18 protein-coding genes are annotated in these 14,878 nt (G+C 30.9%); 10 read left to right on the top strand and 8 right to left on the bottom strand.

Annotation, left to right across the window (positions count from 1 at the left end):
• Positions 1-10 precede the first annotated feature (10 nt).
• Positions 11-538 carry a PTS sugar transporter subunit IIA gene (locus BQ7358_RS08830; protein ID WP_234971547.1) on the top strand — a complete coding sequence of 176 codons (528 nt, stop codon included), beginning with the start codon at positions 11-13 and terminating at the stop codon, positions 536-538.
• 32 nt (positions 539-570) lie between these two features.
• On the top strand, positions 571-1,956 hold the full coding sequence (locus BQ7358_RS00215) for a PTS fructose transporter subunit IIC (RefSeq protein WP_234971546.1): 1,386 nt from the start codon (positions 571-573) through the stop codon (positions 1,954-1,956).
• 93 nt (positions 1,957-2,049) lie between these two features.
• Here BQ7358_RS00215 and BQ7358_RS08825 read toward each other — a convergent pair whose 3' ends face one another.
• The 8 genes from BQ7358_RS08825 to BQ7358_RS00180 all read right to left on the bottom strand — a co-directional run bounded on the left by BQ7358_RS08825 (position 2,050) and on the right by BQ7358_RS00180 (position 7,376).
• Entirely contained in the window at positions 2,050-2,259 is a 210-nt protein-coding gene (locus BQ7358_RS08825) for an SH3 domain-containing protein (protein WP_234971560.1), read from the bottom strand.
• Positions 2,255-2,728 carry a CHAP domain-containing protein gene (locus BQ7358_RS00210; RefSeq protein ID WP_234971545.1) on the bottom strand — a complete coding sequence of 158 codons (474 nt, stop codon included), beginning with the start codon at positions 2,726-2,728 and terminating at the stop codon, positions 2,255-2,257. The genes BQ7358_RS08825 and BQ7358_RS00210 overlap by 5 nt, the downstream gene beginning before the upstream one ends.
• Before the next feature lie 2 nt (positions 2,729-2,730).
• Complete coding sequence (locus tag BQ7358_RS09240; protein ID WP_082729109.1) at positions 2,731-2,886, bottom strand: YvrJ family protein; 156 nt, start codon at positions 2,884-2,886, stop codon at positions 2,731-2,733.
• A 39-nt stretch (positions 2,887-2,925) separates the two neighbouring features.
• Positions 2,926-3,138, bottom strand: a complete 213-nt coding sequence (locus BQ7358_RS00200; RefSeq protein WP_062172124.1) for a DUF2922 domain-containing protein — start codon at positions 3,136-3,138, stop codon at positions 2,926-2,928.
• A 17-nt stretch (positions 3,139-3,155) separates the two neighbouring features.
• Positions 3,156-3,350: a hypothetical protein gene (locus tag BQ7358_RS00195; RefSeq protein ID WP_062172122.1), complete on the bottom strand. Its 195-nt coding sequence runs from the start codon at positions 3,348-3,350 to the stop codon at positions 3,156-3,158.
• 204 nt (positions 3,351-3,554) lie between these two features.
• Positions 3,555-5,915, bottom strand: coding sequence for a V-type ATP synthase subunit I domain-containing protein (locus tag BQ7358_RS00190; RefSeq protein ID WP_072520085.1), 2,361 nt, complete (start codon positions 5,913-5,915; stop codon positions 3,555-3,557).
• A gap of 26 nt (positions 5,916-5,941) precedes the next feature.
• Positions 5,942-6,550 carry a YtpR family tRNA-binding protein gene (ytpR, locus tag BQ7358_RS00185; protein WP_062172118.1) on the bottom strand — a complete coding sequence of 203 codons (609 nt, stop codon included), beginning with the start codon at positions 6,548-6,550 and terminating at the stop codon, positions 5,942-5,944.
• A 25-nt stretch (positions 6,551-6,575) separates the two neighbouring features.
• Complete coding sequence (locus tag BQ7358_RS00180) at positions 6,576-7,376, bottom strand: DUF1444 family protein (protein ID WP_062172116.1); 801 nt, start codon at positions 7,374-7,376, stop codon at positions 6,576-6,578.
• A gap of 435 nt (positions 7,377-7,811) precedes the next feature.
• Here BQ7358_RS00180 and BQ7358_RS00175 point away from each other — a divergent pair, with 435 nt between their 5' ends.
• The 8 genes from BQ7358_RS00175 (at position 7,812) to BQ7358_RS00140 (ending at position 14,835) form a co-directional block, all read left to right on the top strand.
• Positions 7,812-8,528, top strand: a complete 717-nt coding sequence (locus BQ7358_RS00175) for a YebC/PmpR family DNA-binding transcriptional regulator (RefSeq protein ID WP_021753449.1) — start codon at positions 7,812-7,814, stop codon at positions 8,526-8,528.
• Positions 8,529-8,537: 9 nt separating this feature from the next.
• A complete protein-coding gene (locus BQ7358_RS00170; protein WP_062172114.1) occupies positions 8,538-9,098 on the top strand; it encodes an RDD family protein in 561 nt (186 codons plus the stop codon).
• Between the two features lie 20 nt (positions 9,099-9,118).
• Positions 9,119-9,865, top strand: coding sequence for a DeoR/GlpR family DNA-binding transcription regulator (locus tag BQ7358_RS00165; protein WP_062172112.1), 747 nt, complete (start codon positions 9,119-9,121; stop codon positions 9,863-9,865).
• 926 nt (positions 9,866-10,791) lie between these two features.
• A complete protein-coding gene (locus BQ7358_RS00160) occupies positions 10,792-11,961 on the top strand; it encodes a CD0519/CD1768 family membrane protein (RefSeq protein WP_062172110.1) in 1,170 nt (389 codons plus the stop codon).
• 146 nt (positions 11,962-12,107) lie between these two features.
• The gene (locus BQ7358_RS00155) at positions 12,108-12,611 is read left to right on the top strand and encodes a YceD family protein (RefSeq protein WP_062172108.1); all 504 of its coding nucleotides are present in this window, start codon (positions 12,108-12,110) and stop codon (positions 12,609-12,611) included.
• A gap of 36 nt (positions 12,612-12,647) precedes the next feature.
• Complete coding sequence (gene rpmF / locus BQ7358_RS00150; protein ID WP_021753442.1) at positions 12,648-12,824, top strand: 50S ribosomal protein L32; 177 nt, start codon at positions 12,648-12,650, stop codon at positions 12,822-12,824.
• 228 nt (positions 12,825-13,052) lie between these two features.
• Entirely contained in the window at positions 13,053-14,378 is a 1,326-nt protein-coding gene (locus BQ7358_RS00145; protein WP_062172107.1) for an FAD-containing oxidoreductase, read from the top strand.
• A 190-nt stretch (positions 14,379-14,568) separates the two neighbouring features.
• A complete protein-coding gene (locus BQ7358_RS00140) occupies positions 14,569-14,835 on the top strand; it encodes a hypothetical protein (RefSeq protein ID WP_062172106.1) in 267 nt (88 codons plus the stop codon).
• Positions 14,836-14,878 lie beyond the last annotated feature (43 nt).

Raw genomic sequence — 14,878 nt, 5'->3', positions numbered from 1 at the left:
GGAGAATAAGATGAAATTAACAGATGTTATAAATTTTGACTTAATACAATTTAATTTCAGTGCAACTGATAAACAAGAAGCATTGGATAAACTTACAACATTATTAGTTGAAAAAGATATTATCGCTAACAAGAAAAGCTTTTATGATGCTTTAATGACACGTGAAAAGCAATCAACAACAGGTGTTGGTGAGGGTATTGCTATTCCTCATGCTAAAAGTGCAGATTTTAATAAAGCTATGATTATTTATGCAAAAAGTGATACCGGTGTTGAATGGGAAAGCTTTGACGGTCAACCTGCCAACCATATCTTTATGATTTGTGCACCGGACAGTGGTGCTGATGAACATTTAAAGGCGTTAGCTTCACTTTCGCAAGCATTAATGGATATTGATGTGAAAAACGGTTTAAACAAAGCAACTACAAAAGAAGAAGTAGAAAAAGTATTTACAAACTTTATAGCAAAAACCGAAACTACAAAAAAAAAGAAAACCAAGAAAAATTATCGACCGAAAAAAAAACTTATATTATCGCTGTAACAGCATGTCCTACAGGTATTGCTCATACATTTATGGCAGCTGAAAAAATTAAAGAAACAGCAAAAGAGATGGGATTGGAAGTTAAAGTTGAAACGAACGGTCAAATCGGTATTGAAAACAAATTGACAAAAGATGATATTAATCGTGCAACAGGCGTTATTGTAGCTGCGGATAAAAAAGTTGAAACAGCACGTTTTGCAGGTAAACCGACTATTATAACAAAAGTAGCAGATGGAATTAACAAACCGCAGGAATTAATTCAAACAATTTTAGACGGTGAAGCACCTATTTACATTCATGACGGAGCAAATGAAAAAATACCGGATAATACCGGTGATGAAACAGTTTGGCGTAAAGCCTACAAACACCTAATGGAAGGTGTTAGTAATATGTTACCGTTTGTTGTTGCAGGTGGTATACTAATCGCTTTATCATTCTTCTGGGGAATTAATGCTTTTGATCCGAAAGACCCATCATATAACAAAGTAGCAGAAGTATTATTCTATTTCGGTAAAATTTCATTTAGTATGATGTTACCGATATTAGCAGGATTTATCGGACGCAGTATTGCGGATAGACCCGGATTTATCGTAGGTATGATCGGCGGTATATTGGCAGACCCAAGTATTTTAGGATTAAAATCTGATTTATTAGCTTATATGCCGTCAGGATTTTTAGGTGCATTGGTTGCCGGGTTCTTAGCAGGCGGTATTATCCAAGTATTAAAAGCGGCGTTTAGCTGGATGCCTCGTTCATTAGACGGTATTAAACCTATCTTCTTATTCCCAATTCTCGGGTCACTTATTATGGGATTATTAATGATCTATGTAATCAACGCACCGATGGCAAGCGTTATGGAAGGTTTGAAACACTTTATCGAAAGTCTTAACGGTAGTGGAAAATTTGTTCTGGGATTTGTTGTAGCATCAATGATGGCTATAGATATGGGTGGTCCTATCAATAAAGCATCTTATGTAACAGGAACAGCACTGGTAACAGCAGCTGGTACGGCAGGCAGTGATGTAATGGCAGCTGTAATGATAGGTGGTATGGTTCCGCCGTTAGCGATAGCAGTCTCAGCGACAATTAATAAAAATATTTGGCCAACATCACAACGTAGCGGTGCATTGGTAAACTATGTAATTGGCTTATCGTTTATCACTGAAGGAGCAATACCGTTTGCAGCAAGCAATCCGGCGCGTGTTATTCCACCATTGTTTATTTCCAGTGGAGTAGCGGGAGCATTAAGTATGACATTCGGTGCAGTATCAAAAGCACCACACGGAGGTATTTTTGCTATAATTGCCGGAGCGGTAAGTAATTGGCAGATGTACTTGCTGGCTTTAATAATAGCTTCAATATTAGGGGCGGTATTATTAATAGTTTCATTAAGTTACGGTAAAAAAACAGAAAAATAGAAAATAAAAACCAAGATTTTGAGAATTATACATTTCTCTAATCTTGGTTTTTACGTTATCAAATTAGCTGTTTTCAAAAAATTCCACTAATTTTTATTGTTCTTTAAATTCACCCCAGCTACTGGTACATTTGTTTCCATCATGTGTTCCGGTTGCTACATAATGACGTTCTCCGCCAAAAGAAATATAACTAATCCAGATAAATCCTTCATTAATAACATAGTTGTCATAATAAATAATTTCTCCTTGCGAATAATTATCTACTATTTTTGCTGTAACGCTGGGTTTAACCCGAACATTAATAGAAGTAACAAGAACAGTAAATTTTCCATTTTCTTTTTAATTCCCAGTTACGACTTTCGTCATAAAACGGGCGTATAAAACCTACCAAATGAGCATTATCTCGAGTTTTAATTCTAGCAACTCCGCCACGTTCCGGCGTGCCGTCAACATTTTGTTCAACTGAGGTTATAAGGTTATTATTGACAGAAATTACAATACCGACGTGCCCAAAAATATCATTAGCACTCCATTGCCAAATAGCAATATCTCCGGCAGCAATTTTTTCTTCTTTTGCAGAGTACCTTATCCAATTTTTAGGAATAGGATTTTTTAAATAATCAAGGGCATTACCGTACATTTGGTATCCACCGAATATTTTAGTATAAGCCATAGTTAAATCAACACATTGCGCTCCATAATAACCGTCAATATCAATCCAACGATAAACGCAATCTTTCGCCCAATTAATCATTTCTTCTTTTGTTGCCATACTTATTCCCCCTTAGAAAGCAATTTTTCTTTAATAATATTAGTGAGTTCATCGACATTGTTGCCAATATTTTGTAAAGTTTTATCAAGCTTAACCAAGAAAAATACAGCAACAAAAATCGGAAAACCGACAGTATTAATAAAATTTAATATATCCATAATAAAAAAGGTGTGACGTTTGCCACACCAACCTCCCTACTACTCTAAGACCGCTTCTTCACGAGTTACATAAGCAACTTTTTTTAAAGAAGTAAGAACACGTTTATCGCTATTAAACACTTTGCTGTCAATAATTTTTTGTGCTACAGGTTCAACAGCAGCTTTATTCAAATTATCTTTAGGGTGATTAATATTTACACGATAACTTTTTTTGTCTTCAGTAATAAAATCTAAAATTAATGTTTTTTCCATAATAAATCTCCTTTATATTATATTAGTGCAGTGGTAGTAAGCGATACATTCTCAATATTTTTTTCAACTAATTTAGAAAGTTCATCCCCTACTTCTTTAAGCACTGAATCTTCAATATTTGTATTTGCTTCAAAGTTGTAACTTTTTTGAACAGTTTTCTCACCTTTTGGAACTGAATAGTTAAGGTGCAAAGTTTTTTTAAGTGTTTTCATTTTTAAAATCTCCTTTTATTTAAAATATATTTTGTGTCTTTGGCCTCTGACATTATATATATCGTACTAAAAATAAAAAATTCTCAAAAATAAAAAAAGAAACGACTTAAAAATCGTAATTTCATTAGAAATTGATTTTTAAGTCGTATCCGTACAATTCATTAGATTCCCGGTTTTCAGGTCAATCACTTAAAATTGGAAAAGTTATTTTTTTGTTTTTTTGTTTTTTACTTTATTTTTTGGAACACGCTTTGCTGATCCGATATTCCAAACAGTTTCTTCTTGAGAAGCAATTTCTTTATAAAGATTCGCATCCGTTAATTTTGATTTTTCTTCTTTTTTTTGAGATAATTTGGATTTTGTCGTTTTTTTGGTAGAATTACTATTAACAATATTTCTAGGACCTGATCCATACACAGAAGAATAGACAGGTGTAGGTTTAAATTTTCCTACCGGAGCCTTAGGAGTAATAGTATTTGTTTCCATTATTGTAGCGGTCACCGATTTTTTTGAAGGTGTCAGATTATTAGAAGAACATTTTTCAAAAATAGCCTCCAGTATTTTTTGATTATTTTCGATTTTTTCCTTACTAACAGGTCTATAGCCTCTATCTACAGTTTTATATTCCCCTAAAGTATAACCTTTAGATTTTTTAAAATAATCATCCACTTCATTACTGTAAAGTTTTTCGGTATATTCAATACCACGTTCAATATCCTCCTCTTTATTTTCCTTATCCTCGGTTTGTTCTACCGTTTCGGTTTGTTCAGCTGTAGAAACTTTTACTTTCGCCGGCATTGTTTTTTCCTCAACAAATTTATCAATATCGTTGTTTAGATTAACACTCTTCACACTCGGTGCCACTTCACGTGTTAGACTGTCAATATCCATATCATCGGCGTAAGTTTCAATTTTATTTTGTTTTTGAAGTTCTTTTATTTCATCTTCGTCCAAATGATAATCGCTATAATCCGCTAAAATATCTTTAGAAGAATTTTTTATTTCATCATAATCTTCGATTTCAATATCTTCTATATGAGCAGCCCTTTGAATAAGTTCTTCATCTGAAATTTGTTTTTTAGTATCACTTACTTCAACCGTATTTTCTTTTTTCAATTCTGCTAAATTAGAATTTAATTTTTCAATTTCTGAAAGAGTTTTTGTTTTCTTATTAGCCAAATCTATGTTTTCACTAATAATTAAATTATCCAGTTCAGTTTTTTCCGGTTCTTCTTCATTTTTTTGGTAAACATCTTTTCTAAAATTCATTACATCTTCAGTAGGCAGCTGATTTTCTTTTTCAAAATTTTCACCAATAGTTTTTTTGCTGGTACGATCAATATCATCTTCAAACAAATCCTCTGAGCCTTCCAATACATCATCAACACTTGTATATTTTAATTTTTCACGACGATCTTCTATAGATTCCAACTCTCTTACGTCAATATCTTCTACCAGTTTTTCTTTTGTTTTTTCTTCTTTTTCTTTAATATCGGAGAAGATTTTCTCCAACTTATCGTCTTCTTTTTTTGTTAAAGGTATGTCCGAAGTAACTCTGTCTTCTTTTCTGGCAATTGTATTAAAATCCGAGTTCAGTTGATTGCGTTCTTCCTGATGTTTAGAATTACGTTTTATTTGTTCAGAATAGCTGTCTTCAACGGTATTTGTTATTTTAGGGGTGATATTTTCTTTAAACTCTTTGCTGTCTTTTTCAAGAATCAAATCGTTACTTAAATTATCCATTTGATGATCTTGTTTAAGTCGTTTAGTTCTCACAGCTGCAAGTGTAGGATGTGTTCTTCTTTCAGTTTTATCAGCAAAAATATCAACATCTTTTATTTCAACATCATCAACTCCAAGTTTTCTCAATGTCGAGTTTAAATTTTGAGTATCTGTTTTTTCAGATTCATTGAAATGTTCCGGTATTACTTCGCTATTATCAACGTCTTTTTGGACTGTTTCAAATTCTTCTTCGAAAGTTTCCTGTTCTACATCTTTCGCTTTATTATTTTCTTCTTCAAAATCATCAAGGATAGTATCCAACTCTTCTTTTTCAATATCTTTATCAGAAACAGCAAAAAGTTTATCCTTTAACTTTTTCAAACTGTTTAAAAAGCCGCCTTGTTCTTGAACGTCATCTTCTTCGGTCTGTATATCATTATCCGATTGCGTAGTTTCTTTTTTCTGACGTTCTAAATAAGTTTTATAATCTTCCGTCTTTTCGTCTTTTTTAATATCGTCAAATTCTTCTAGTAAAGTTTCATCTTCATCATCATAACCGACCTGATCTTTTGTACTGAATAGATTTTTTAATTTATCAAAAAAACCGACTTTCTTCTCAGCACGAATATGGCCATCTTCATTATCTTCTAAAACTTCATAATCTTCTAAATAAAGATCATCTTCACCGGCGTCTTTGTCAGATGATGTATCGTAATTTTTAGAAAAAATTTCTCCCTCGTCATCAGCAAACTCTATATCAAATTCGTTATCCTCTTTTACCTTTTTTTCTTCAAAAACAGTGTCTTCATCTTCTTCTGAAAACCATTTTTTCCAGTTTACCATAATATTGCTCCTCCTTATCTACAGTTTTATTTTAGATTTAAGTCCTTAAAACGAGTTCCTACTTCCGTATTTTTATCCAAAATTAAGATACCTTTTACCCCTTCTTCATAAGAAAGTCCCAATTCCCTACGAGAACAAAGCATACCGTCAGATTCGACACCACGAAGTTTAGATTTTTTAATCAATAATCCGCTCGGTAACATAGCACCGATTAGGGAAACTACAACTTTTTGTCCCACATCAACATTAGGTGCACCACAGACAATTTGCAATACTTCAGTATCTGAAACTTTTACCGTAGTTACTGATAATTTATCGGCGTCGGGATGTTTTTCTTTTGTAAGAACCTCTCCAACGACAAAATAATCATCATTATTTCCTTCCGAATCAATTTTAATACCGTTTTTTTCAAGGCTAGCTTGAAGTTTTTCTTTTTGTTCGTCAGTAAGATCAATACTTCCTTCTCCGGATAATTTTAAATTTTCAACGTTAAAAATATTTAAACCGACAAGGATATTATCCTTATCTCTAATCAGTGTAATATTCTTTTTATTTTCAAAAGTAACTCTGTCTTCATTTTTAATAGTGATTAATAGCGTTTCACCTAACATTTTTTTATTGTAAAAAAATAACATAACACAATCTCCTAAATTATTTCTTTTATTCTATAAATATAAACAAACTTTCGATATTGCTGCCGTCATATTTAAAAGTAATTGTTGTAATAGGAACCAACCCTTCGGTAAAAAAATGAATCATCATTTTTTGCAAAATCTCCAACCCTTTTTTATTTTTTATGTCAGCTATAACGAGAACATCCTGATGAGGCAATCCCAAATAATATTCACCGCCAATTTTATCATAAAAATAATTAAGAACTTTTTTATCAAGAATTCTGGCGCCGTCATAACCGTCTTTAGCATTTAAAAAATAAAATGTATTGCCTGCTACAATGTCCGTATTGAATTTTAACGGTAATTTCTCCAAATTACTTTCTGCAATTTCCAGTAAGGTTTTTTTATTTGTATTTAGCTGTTTCAGTATGTCTTTGTCTAATAATTTATATCCTGTATCAAAATCATAAGCTAAGTATATAGCCGTTTCATTGGTATGACTGAATTTAATCAAATCTACCTTATTATCTTTATTAAAACCGGTAGATCTGATAACGGGATATATTTTTTTAAAACTATCTTCTTTGACTAATTCATTTTGAGTAATTTTGTTTTGAGAGATAAAATTCTGCTCAAGATGATAAAGAAACTCTTCAAATTTTTTATCACTAATTTTTGTTTTATCATTATTTAATCGTTTAACAAAATTATCAATATCAACCTTAGCCTTATGCCCATTATAATCTAAAATAAAAATACTTTTTTCCTTCAACTTACGTTCATAAATTTTAATTTTAGGTAATTTTTCTAAAATTTTTTCTAAAATATAATCTCTTGTATAAGACATAACGCCCCCTATTAATATATAATATGGCTATTTAATTATATCATAAAATACAACAAGCAAGCAATACTAACAAAGGGGACAATCTATTAAATTAGAATTTAATAAAAAGATAAATTTTTAAAGGCTGACATAAAAAAGATTATTACAATACTTTAAATAAAAAGATTATAAATTTTAAAATTTAGTTTAGGGTTGCGATTTTGTTCAAATAAACAATAATTAAAGTGTTGAAAAACTATAATAAATATTGTAATATAGAGAGGTATATAACATTGTTTTACATCAATATTAGATTTAATATTTTTAGTGTTGTTTAGTATGAAATTTTTATTTAACGATGATGTTTGAGAATGTTTATAAGATAAAATACAATGTGATTATAAAAAAACTATAATCTACTAAGAAAATTTAAAATAATAGAAAGAGAGAATTATTATGGGTCGTAAATGGAATAACATTAAGGAAAAAAAAGCGGCAAAGGATGCGAATACCAGTAAAATTTATGCGAAGTTCGGAAGGGAGATTTACCAAGCCGCAAAAAGTGGTGAGCCGGATCCCGAAAGCAACAGAAACTTAAAAGTTGTTTTGGAGCGTGCTAAAACTTATCGTGTTCCTAAAAACATTATTGACCGAGCTATAGAAAAGGCTAAAGGCGGCAGTGAGGAAAACTACGATGAACTGCGTTATGAAGGATTTGGCATAAGCGGGACAATGATTATTATTGATACGCTTACCAATAATGTTAATCGTACTGCGGCGGAAGTTCGTACAGCTTTAGGAAAAAATGGCGGTAATTTGGGTGTGACTGGTTCTGTGAATTATATGTTTGACAATACGGCTGTTATCGGTGTCGCAGATAAAAGTGCTGATGAATTGTTAGAAATCTTGATGGAAGCGGATATTGATGCACGTGATATCGTTGAAGAAGAAGGATTGGCACTCGTTTACGGAGAGCCTGAAAACTTCCACGAAATTCAAGAAGCATTAAAATCTGCCGGAATAGAAGAATTTGAAGTAGCTGAAATTTCTATGATTCCACAAAATGAAGTAACATTAACCGAAGAAGACAGGGTAAAATTTGAACGCATGTTGGATATGCTTGATGACTGTGACGATGTTCAACAAGTATACCACAATGTTAACTTGGATTAGAGGTTAGCGATGGTAAAAAAAATAAAGAAAAATAGTTCATACAGCTATAATGATAGAAATGTAAAGCCGACTTTTTCCACAGAAGCAACAAGATCTTTAGTAAAAAATTTTCCGGATATAGTAAACGAAAATGCTAAAAGTGGAAAAAGAGTTATCGCTTATGCAATAGATTTATTAACTTACGTGCCGATAGCAGCGTTATTTCATTTTACAACATTAAATTTACGCCAAGCAGGTGGGGCTGAAAATGAAAGAAATGCAATGTATATGATGTTGGCGATTGTTGTCTACGCTTTACTGTTGTTCGGTTATTTACCAAACAAATGGCAAGGGCAAACTATTGGGAAAAAATTACTAAAAATTCGTATGGTTCCGACAAATAACCAAAAAGTAGAATTTTCAAAATATATTATAAGAGAATTTTTAATTAAAATTGTACTAGGTTGGATATGCGTACCCGTTATTTTAGCACATGGTTTATATAAAAAATTATTTGAAAAACAAGCCGATATTACATTATTGCACGATAAATTATTGCAGACAAGGGTTGTGGAAATATCCCAAAAATAATTCTTTAGAGGTGTTATATGATGAAAATGGATAGACATGCTTATATACTGGAAGAATTAAAGAAAAAACACTTAGTCAGAGTCAGTAAACTCGCTTATGATATGAAGGTTACGGAGATGACTATAAGGCGTGATTTACAAGAACTGGAAGATTATGGTCATTTAACTCGTATCCACGGTGGAGCAAAATTAAAACCCAAAAATTTTTATCAGGAAGATAACTACAACAAAAAAATTCTGATAAATGTTGAAGAAAAAAAACAAATTGCTAAAAAAGTAGCGGATATTATAAAAAATAATGAAACAATTTTTATAGGGGCAGGGAGTACAACGAGTTACTTAGCGGAGTTTTTACAAGATAAAAGCATTAACATAGTAACCAACTCCATTACAGTTTTTGAGCAATTTAAAGATAATAATTCATGTGATTTGATTTTTATTGGCGGAAGGTATCGCCCCAAAACAAAAGGTTTTGTAGGTTATTTTACACAAGATGCCCTCAGCAAAATAAGTGTCAACAAAGCATTTGTAGGAGTGAACGGTATTGATTTGGAAAAAGTTACAATTTCCGACGAAGAAGAAGGGCGTTGCAATGACACTATACTAAACAATGCGACTGAACGCTATGTTTTGGCAGACCACAGTAAATTTTCCACTCATGCTTTCTATTCTTTTTATCGCTTAAAAGACTTAACAGCGATAATAACTGATAACATACTGGACGAAAATATTAAAGAGCAGTATAAAAAAGAAGTGGAAATTATTTAACTACAAAAAGCTATATTTAATCATTAGCTATTAAACAATAAAATATACAAATTTTAAAAAAAGCAGAAAAATTAACTATACCGGTTAGTTTTTCTGCTTTTTTCTAAGGTTTTCATTTAACTTGGTCTATTTTGTTACAATATTCAAAAACAAAAGAATTGTTCAGTCTTTATAATAGTTTGAAATTATTATAAAGATTTTTCAAAATTTAGTGGACTGTATGTAATAACTTGATAAAATCAATTTATAATGAAAATACAAGTTTTGAATTGGTTTTATATTTTTTAGATTAAGAAAATTATTAAAACTTAGATAAAAGTTAACCCCACTACAAAATCTCACATAATTTTAAAAATTTTAGTTGAATGTATCTCTCAGTTAGCAAATTTTATTATAAAATATGATACTAAAAATTATAGAAATTATTTTTAAGTAATGTAATATATATTATAAAAATAAGAGTACAATGATTAAGAGGTATTTTTAAATTTTTCTTTTCATTAATATTACAAAAAAAATTTAAGTGTTGAAGATAGATGGTCAATGTTTTTTGGACAAAGACAAAAAATTTCAATTAACGAAAAGATACAGCTGTTTAAAACTGTATTAAATACTGTACTAGGGCGAAATTACCCTTAAGCAATTACTAATTATCTCTTAAATAGAATAACTTTAAGTTATGGATAAATTTTTTTTATATTATTTTCAAGTTATGATAAGTTTTTTTCACAAAAATTATAAAAATAAAGAAATTAAAATCATAAAATATTAAGGTGTTGATTTAAGAGAACACTAGAGGGTAGTTGAAAAAATATTTTATTGTGATATAATATAAGTACAGAGTTGTAGTATAACAAAAGTTAATATAAACTTAGCAATAAACAATAGTTTTTAAAAATTAAATAATTAAAGAAAGGTTGATTTATATGGATGCAGACAGGAAAAAAAAGAGTAAAAGTATTGTAAAAAAGGCAATCAGTATTGAAACATTTGTTTTTCTTATCGTGTTTTTATTAATCTTCGGACTTATGGCACGTAAGATGGGAACTCCTTTAATGTTTAAAACAATGATGGCAACCGCCCACGACTTGCTACTTAATACAGTATTTTTCATAATGGCGATGGCGGTCATTGCTGGGGCTATCAGTGCATTATTATCAGAATTTGGTGCAATAGCACTTATTAATAAAATTTTCGCACCACTTATGAAACCACTTTGGGGAATGCCCGGTGCGAGTGTAACAGGAGCAGTTGCGACTTATTTATCAGATAATCCGGCTATTATCCCTTTCGCTAAAGATACTCGTTTTATATCATTTTTCAAAAAGTATCAAGTTCCGGCATTATGTAATTTAGGAACCGCTTTTGGTATGGGGCTTATTGTTACTATGTTTATGATGGGACAAGGTACAGGTTTTGTTAAAGCCGCACTAATCGGTAATGTAGGAGCTATTATCGGTAGTATTATTAGTGTTCGTTTAATGTTAAGACAAACGAAAAAATTTTTTGGTGATAAGGCTTACGAACCTGCGATTGAAGTTAAAGATGGTGAAGAAGACCCTAATAAAGTCCGAATTATTCGTGACGGTAATATGTTCCAACGTGTACTGGATACCATTTTAGAAGGAGGTAAAACCGGTGTAGAAATGGGTATGGCTATAATACCGGGTGTTTTAATAGTTTGTACATTTGTTATGATGCTAACTTTTAAAATGCCGGCTAACGGATATACCGGTGCTGCTTATGAAGGTGTTGGTTTCTTACCTTGGTTAGGAGAAAAATTAACATTTATTTTAGAACCGTTATTCGGTTTCAAATCAGCAGAAGCAATAGCGTTCCCAATCACAGCATTAGGTGCTGTTGGTGGCGCAATATCATTAGTACCCGAATTTCTTAAAGGAGGACTTATTGGACCTAATGATATTGCTGTTTTCACAGCGATGGGAATGTGTTGGAGTGGATATTTAAGCACTCATATAGGAATGATGGATGCCTTAGGTGTAAGAAAACTGTCATCAAAAGCGATTGTTTCACATACAATCGGTGGTATAGCAGCAGGGATAGTTGCACATTACTTATTCTTGTTATTAGGTTAAATTAAATTTAGGATATTCATAAATAAACCCGAACCTCACTTTTAATTATTAAAGTGAGGTTTTTTATTACTTAGGTTCAATAAAAAAACTTGACAGCTAATTTTAAAAGATATATAATAAATATTGTGTTTATGGGGTGATATTTAATGAAATGGTTAAGATCTTCTTTATTCAAAAATAATAGTAATACTTTTACTTTTGAAGAGAAAATTAATATTAACGTAAATCACTATAATGCCTCTTTAAAAAATATTAAAGATGTTATTGTTAGTGGAACTTTAACTAGAGGCGGTAAAGATAAAATATACGCCGATTTAAAAATTATTGGAGTTTTCGAAATGATTTCCGGTAGAACACTAAATAGTGTTGAATTGCCGTTTGAAATTCTTGAAAAAGAAGAGTACATTGATAAATCATTAATTGGAAATGACATAATTGATGTAAATCTTATGGATATGTATATTGATTTGAAACCTTTAGTACATGAACTTATAATTTTAAATATTCCGATTACCTCATCAGCTGATGAACAAATGGAGTTGGTTTCCGGCAAAGATTGGAAACTGCTTTCTGAAGATACTTTAGTGGATCTTGCGAAAAAAAAAGAATCTCCATTTGCTGCACTTAACGGATTATTTAAAGAACAGTAAGTATGTGATTTTTATAATAATTGGAGGAAATTAACTATGGCAGTTCCTTTTAGAAGAACATCAAAAACAGCTAAAAGAAAAAGAAGAACTCATAAAAAACTATCTGCACCATCAATTTCTATCGATAAAACAAGCGGTAACTATGTAATGGGTCACCGTGTTGATAAAAAAACCGGTATGTATAAAGGCAGACAAGTTCTAGATGTAAAATAATTAAGTATTACCGAAAAGACTAAGTTACACTTGGTCTTTTTTTTTGTATATATTTTTTCAATAAATTTACACTTTAATTTTATTACAGCAAAAAGATATGTTTTACAAAAATAACTTCTAATTTTGAATTAAACTCTAAGCAAAAAAGTTGTACCGTTCGGTAAAAGAGTGTATTATATTTTATAAAAGTTATTTGAAATAAATTATTAAAATTTTAAGGAGTTAATTATGGTAAAATATGATTTATTAGTAATCGGCTTTGGGAAAGCCGGAAAGACCTTAGCAACCACATTAGCAAAAGAAGGAAAAAAAGTAGCCGTTGTTGAAGAAAATAGTAAAATGTATGGAGGAACTTGTATTAATATCGGCTGTATTCCGACAAAAACTTTAATTGTCGCAGCTGAAAATAAAAAAAGTTATGCCGAAGCAAAAGCTACACGTGACAAAGTCGTTTCAAAATTAAACGCTAAAAACTTTGCAATGTTAAATAATAATCCTAATATTGATATTTATACTGCAAAAGCAAAATTTATCTCCAATAAAGTGATAGAAATTTTCGAAAACGGCGAAACTAAACAACTGGAAGGTGAAGTTATCGTTATTAATACCGGTGCTAAAAATAATACTTTGAATATTCCCGGTTTAACAACATCTAAAAATGTTTATGATAGTACCGAACTTCAAAAGTTAAAAACACCTCCGAAAACATTAGGAATTTTAGGTGGAGGTAACATTGGTTTAGAATTTTCCAATCTTTATTCTAAATTAGGTGTTAAAGTGACACTTATAGACTTTTCACCGACTGTTTTAGGTCGTGAAGATACTGATATTTCAATACTTGCTCAAAAATATCTCAAAGAACAAGGGGTAGAATTTAAACTTGGAACTGCTACTAAAGAAATTCGCAACAACGGTAATAAAGTAATTGTTGATACTGAAAAATATGGAAACTTGGAATTTGATGCCCTACTTCATGCGACCGGACGCCGTGCTAACACCGAAGATTTAGGCTTAGAAAATACCGACATCAAACTAGCGGCTAACGGCTCTATTGTAGTTGATGAATTTTGTCGCACTAATGTAGAAAATATTTTTGCTGTTGGCGATGTAAATGGCGGCTTACAGTTTACTTATGTATCACTGGATGATTTTAGAATAGTAAATAATTATCTACATGGTAATAAAGAATATACACGTCTAAATCGTGAAAATATACCTTACTCAGTATTCATTACCCCTACCTTATCACGTGTAGGTCTTAATGAAAATCAAGCACGCAAATTGTATAAAAATATCGCCGTTGCCAGTCTACATGTAGCAAATATGCCGCGCGGTGCAGTTAATCAAGATCAACGTGGAATTTACAAAGTAATTGTTGACAAAGATACAAATTTAATCCTAGGTGCTACATTATTTAGTAAAAACTCTGAGGAAATAATTAACCTTATTAAACTGGCAATGGATAATAATATTCCTTATACCTATATTAAAAACCAAGTATTTACCCATCCTGCAATGGCTGAAAATTTAAACGATGTTTTTAAATTAATTTAGTATCCCTTTAAATCGTAAATAATTTTTAAAACAATTTTAATAAGAGTAACGACAACTTATAAAAAATGTTAAACAGTTAATATAAAACTCTACACTAAGAAATTGATACTAATTCTTTTTAAATATATTGCTTTGTGGCAATAAACACTATATAATAGAATTAATCTAATAAATTTAAAGGGGTATAACCATGAATCTTAATACATTTTATGTGTTGTTCGGTTTCTTAGCTCTCTACGGAATTATCACTACTCTTCGTGATAAAAAGAAAAAAAGAGATGAAATTAGTAAAGAAGCCTTAACAAGATTGCAAGATAGACAATATAAAAAAGAATTGGAAAAAGTTATAAATTTTAGCCAAGATGATGCCATAAATATTGCTGAACTAAGAAAAAAATACTTCTTAAACTACAAAGATGCAAAGCAATTACTTGAAATTATAAAAAATAAAAGATAATATACAATAAAATTATCCCACCTAATTTTTATAGAGTTAATTA

Source organism: Gemella massiliensis (assembly GCF_900120125.1).
Taxonomy (GTDB): Bacteria; Bacillota; Bacilli; order Staphylococcales; family Gemellaceae; genus Gemella; species Gemella massiliensis.
The sequence above is the reverse complement of the archived record's forward strand: the minus strand, read 5'-3'. Positions and strand labels throughout refer to the sequence as shown.

Coding starts and splice junctions, on each gene's coding strand:
- BQ7358_RS00215 (WP_234971546.1), top strand. CDS start 571: ATGGCAGCTGAAAAAATTAAAGAAACAGCAAAAGAGATGGGATTGGAA.
- rpmF (WP_021753442.1), top strand. CDS start 12,648: ATGGCAGTTCCTTTTAGAAGAACATCAAAAACAGCTAAAAGAAAAAGA.
- BQ7358_RS00210 (WP_234971545.1), bottom strand. CDS start 2,728: ATGGCAACAAAAGAAGAAATGATTAATTGGGCGAAAGATTGCGTTTAT.
- BQ7358_RS00170 (WP_062172114.1), top strand. CDS start 8,538: ATGGTAAAAAAAATAAAGAAAAATAGTTCATACAGCTATAATGATAGA.
- BQ7358_RS00145 (WP_062172107.1), top strand. CDS start 13,053: ATGGTAAAATATGATTTATTAGTAATCGGCTTTGGGAAAGCCGGAAAG.
- BQ7358_RS00200 (WP_062172124.1), bottom strand. CDS start 3,138: ATGGAAAAAACATTAATTTTAGATTTTATTACTGAAGACAAAAAAAGT.
- BQ7358_RS00180 (WP_062172116.1), bottom strand. CDS start 7,376: ATGTCTTATACAAGAGATTATATTTTAGAAAAAATTTTAGAAAAATTA.
- BQ7358_RS00165 (WP_062172112.1), top strand. CDS start 9,119: ATGAAAATGGATAGACATGCTTATATACTGGAAGAATTAAAGAAAAAA.
- BQ7358_RS00155 (WP_062172108.1), top strand. CDS start 12,108: ATGAAATGGTTAAGATCTTCTTTATTCAAAAATAATAGTAATACTTTT.
- BQ7358_RS00195 (WP_062172122.1), bottom strand. CDS start 3,350: ATGAAAACACTTAAAAAAACTTTGCACCTTAACTATTCAGTTCCAAAA.
- BQ7358_RS00175 (WP_021753449.1), top strand. CDS start 7,812: ATGGGTCGTAAATGGAATAACATTAAGGAAAAAAAAGCGGCAAAGGAT.
- ytpR (WP_062172118.1), bottom strand. CDS start 6,550: ATGTTATTTTTTTACAATAAAAAAATGTTAGGTGAAACGCTATTAATC.
- BQ7358_RS00190 (WP_072520085.1), bottom strand. CDS start 5,915: ATGGTAAACTGGAAAAAATGGTTTTCAGAAGAAGATGAAGACACTGTT.
- BQ7358_RS00140 (WP_062172106.1), top strand. CDS start 14,569: ATGAATCTTAATACATTTTATGTGTTGTTCGGTTTCTTAGCTCTCTAC.
- BQ7358_RS00160 (WP_062172110.1), top strand. CDS start 10,792: ATGGATGCAGACAGGAAAAAAAAGAGTAAAAGTATTGTAAAAAAGGCA.
- BQ7358_RS08830 (WP_234971547.1), top strand. CDS start 11: ATGAAATTAACAGATGTTATAAATTTTGACTTAATACAATTTAATTTC.
- BQ7358_RS09240 (WP_082729109.1), bottom strand. CDS start 2,886: ATGGATATATTAAATTTTATTAATACTGTCGGTTTTCCGATTTTTGTT.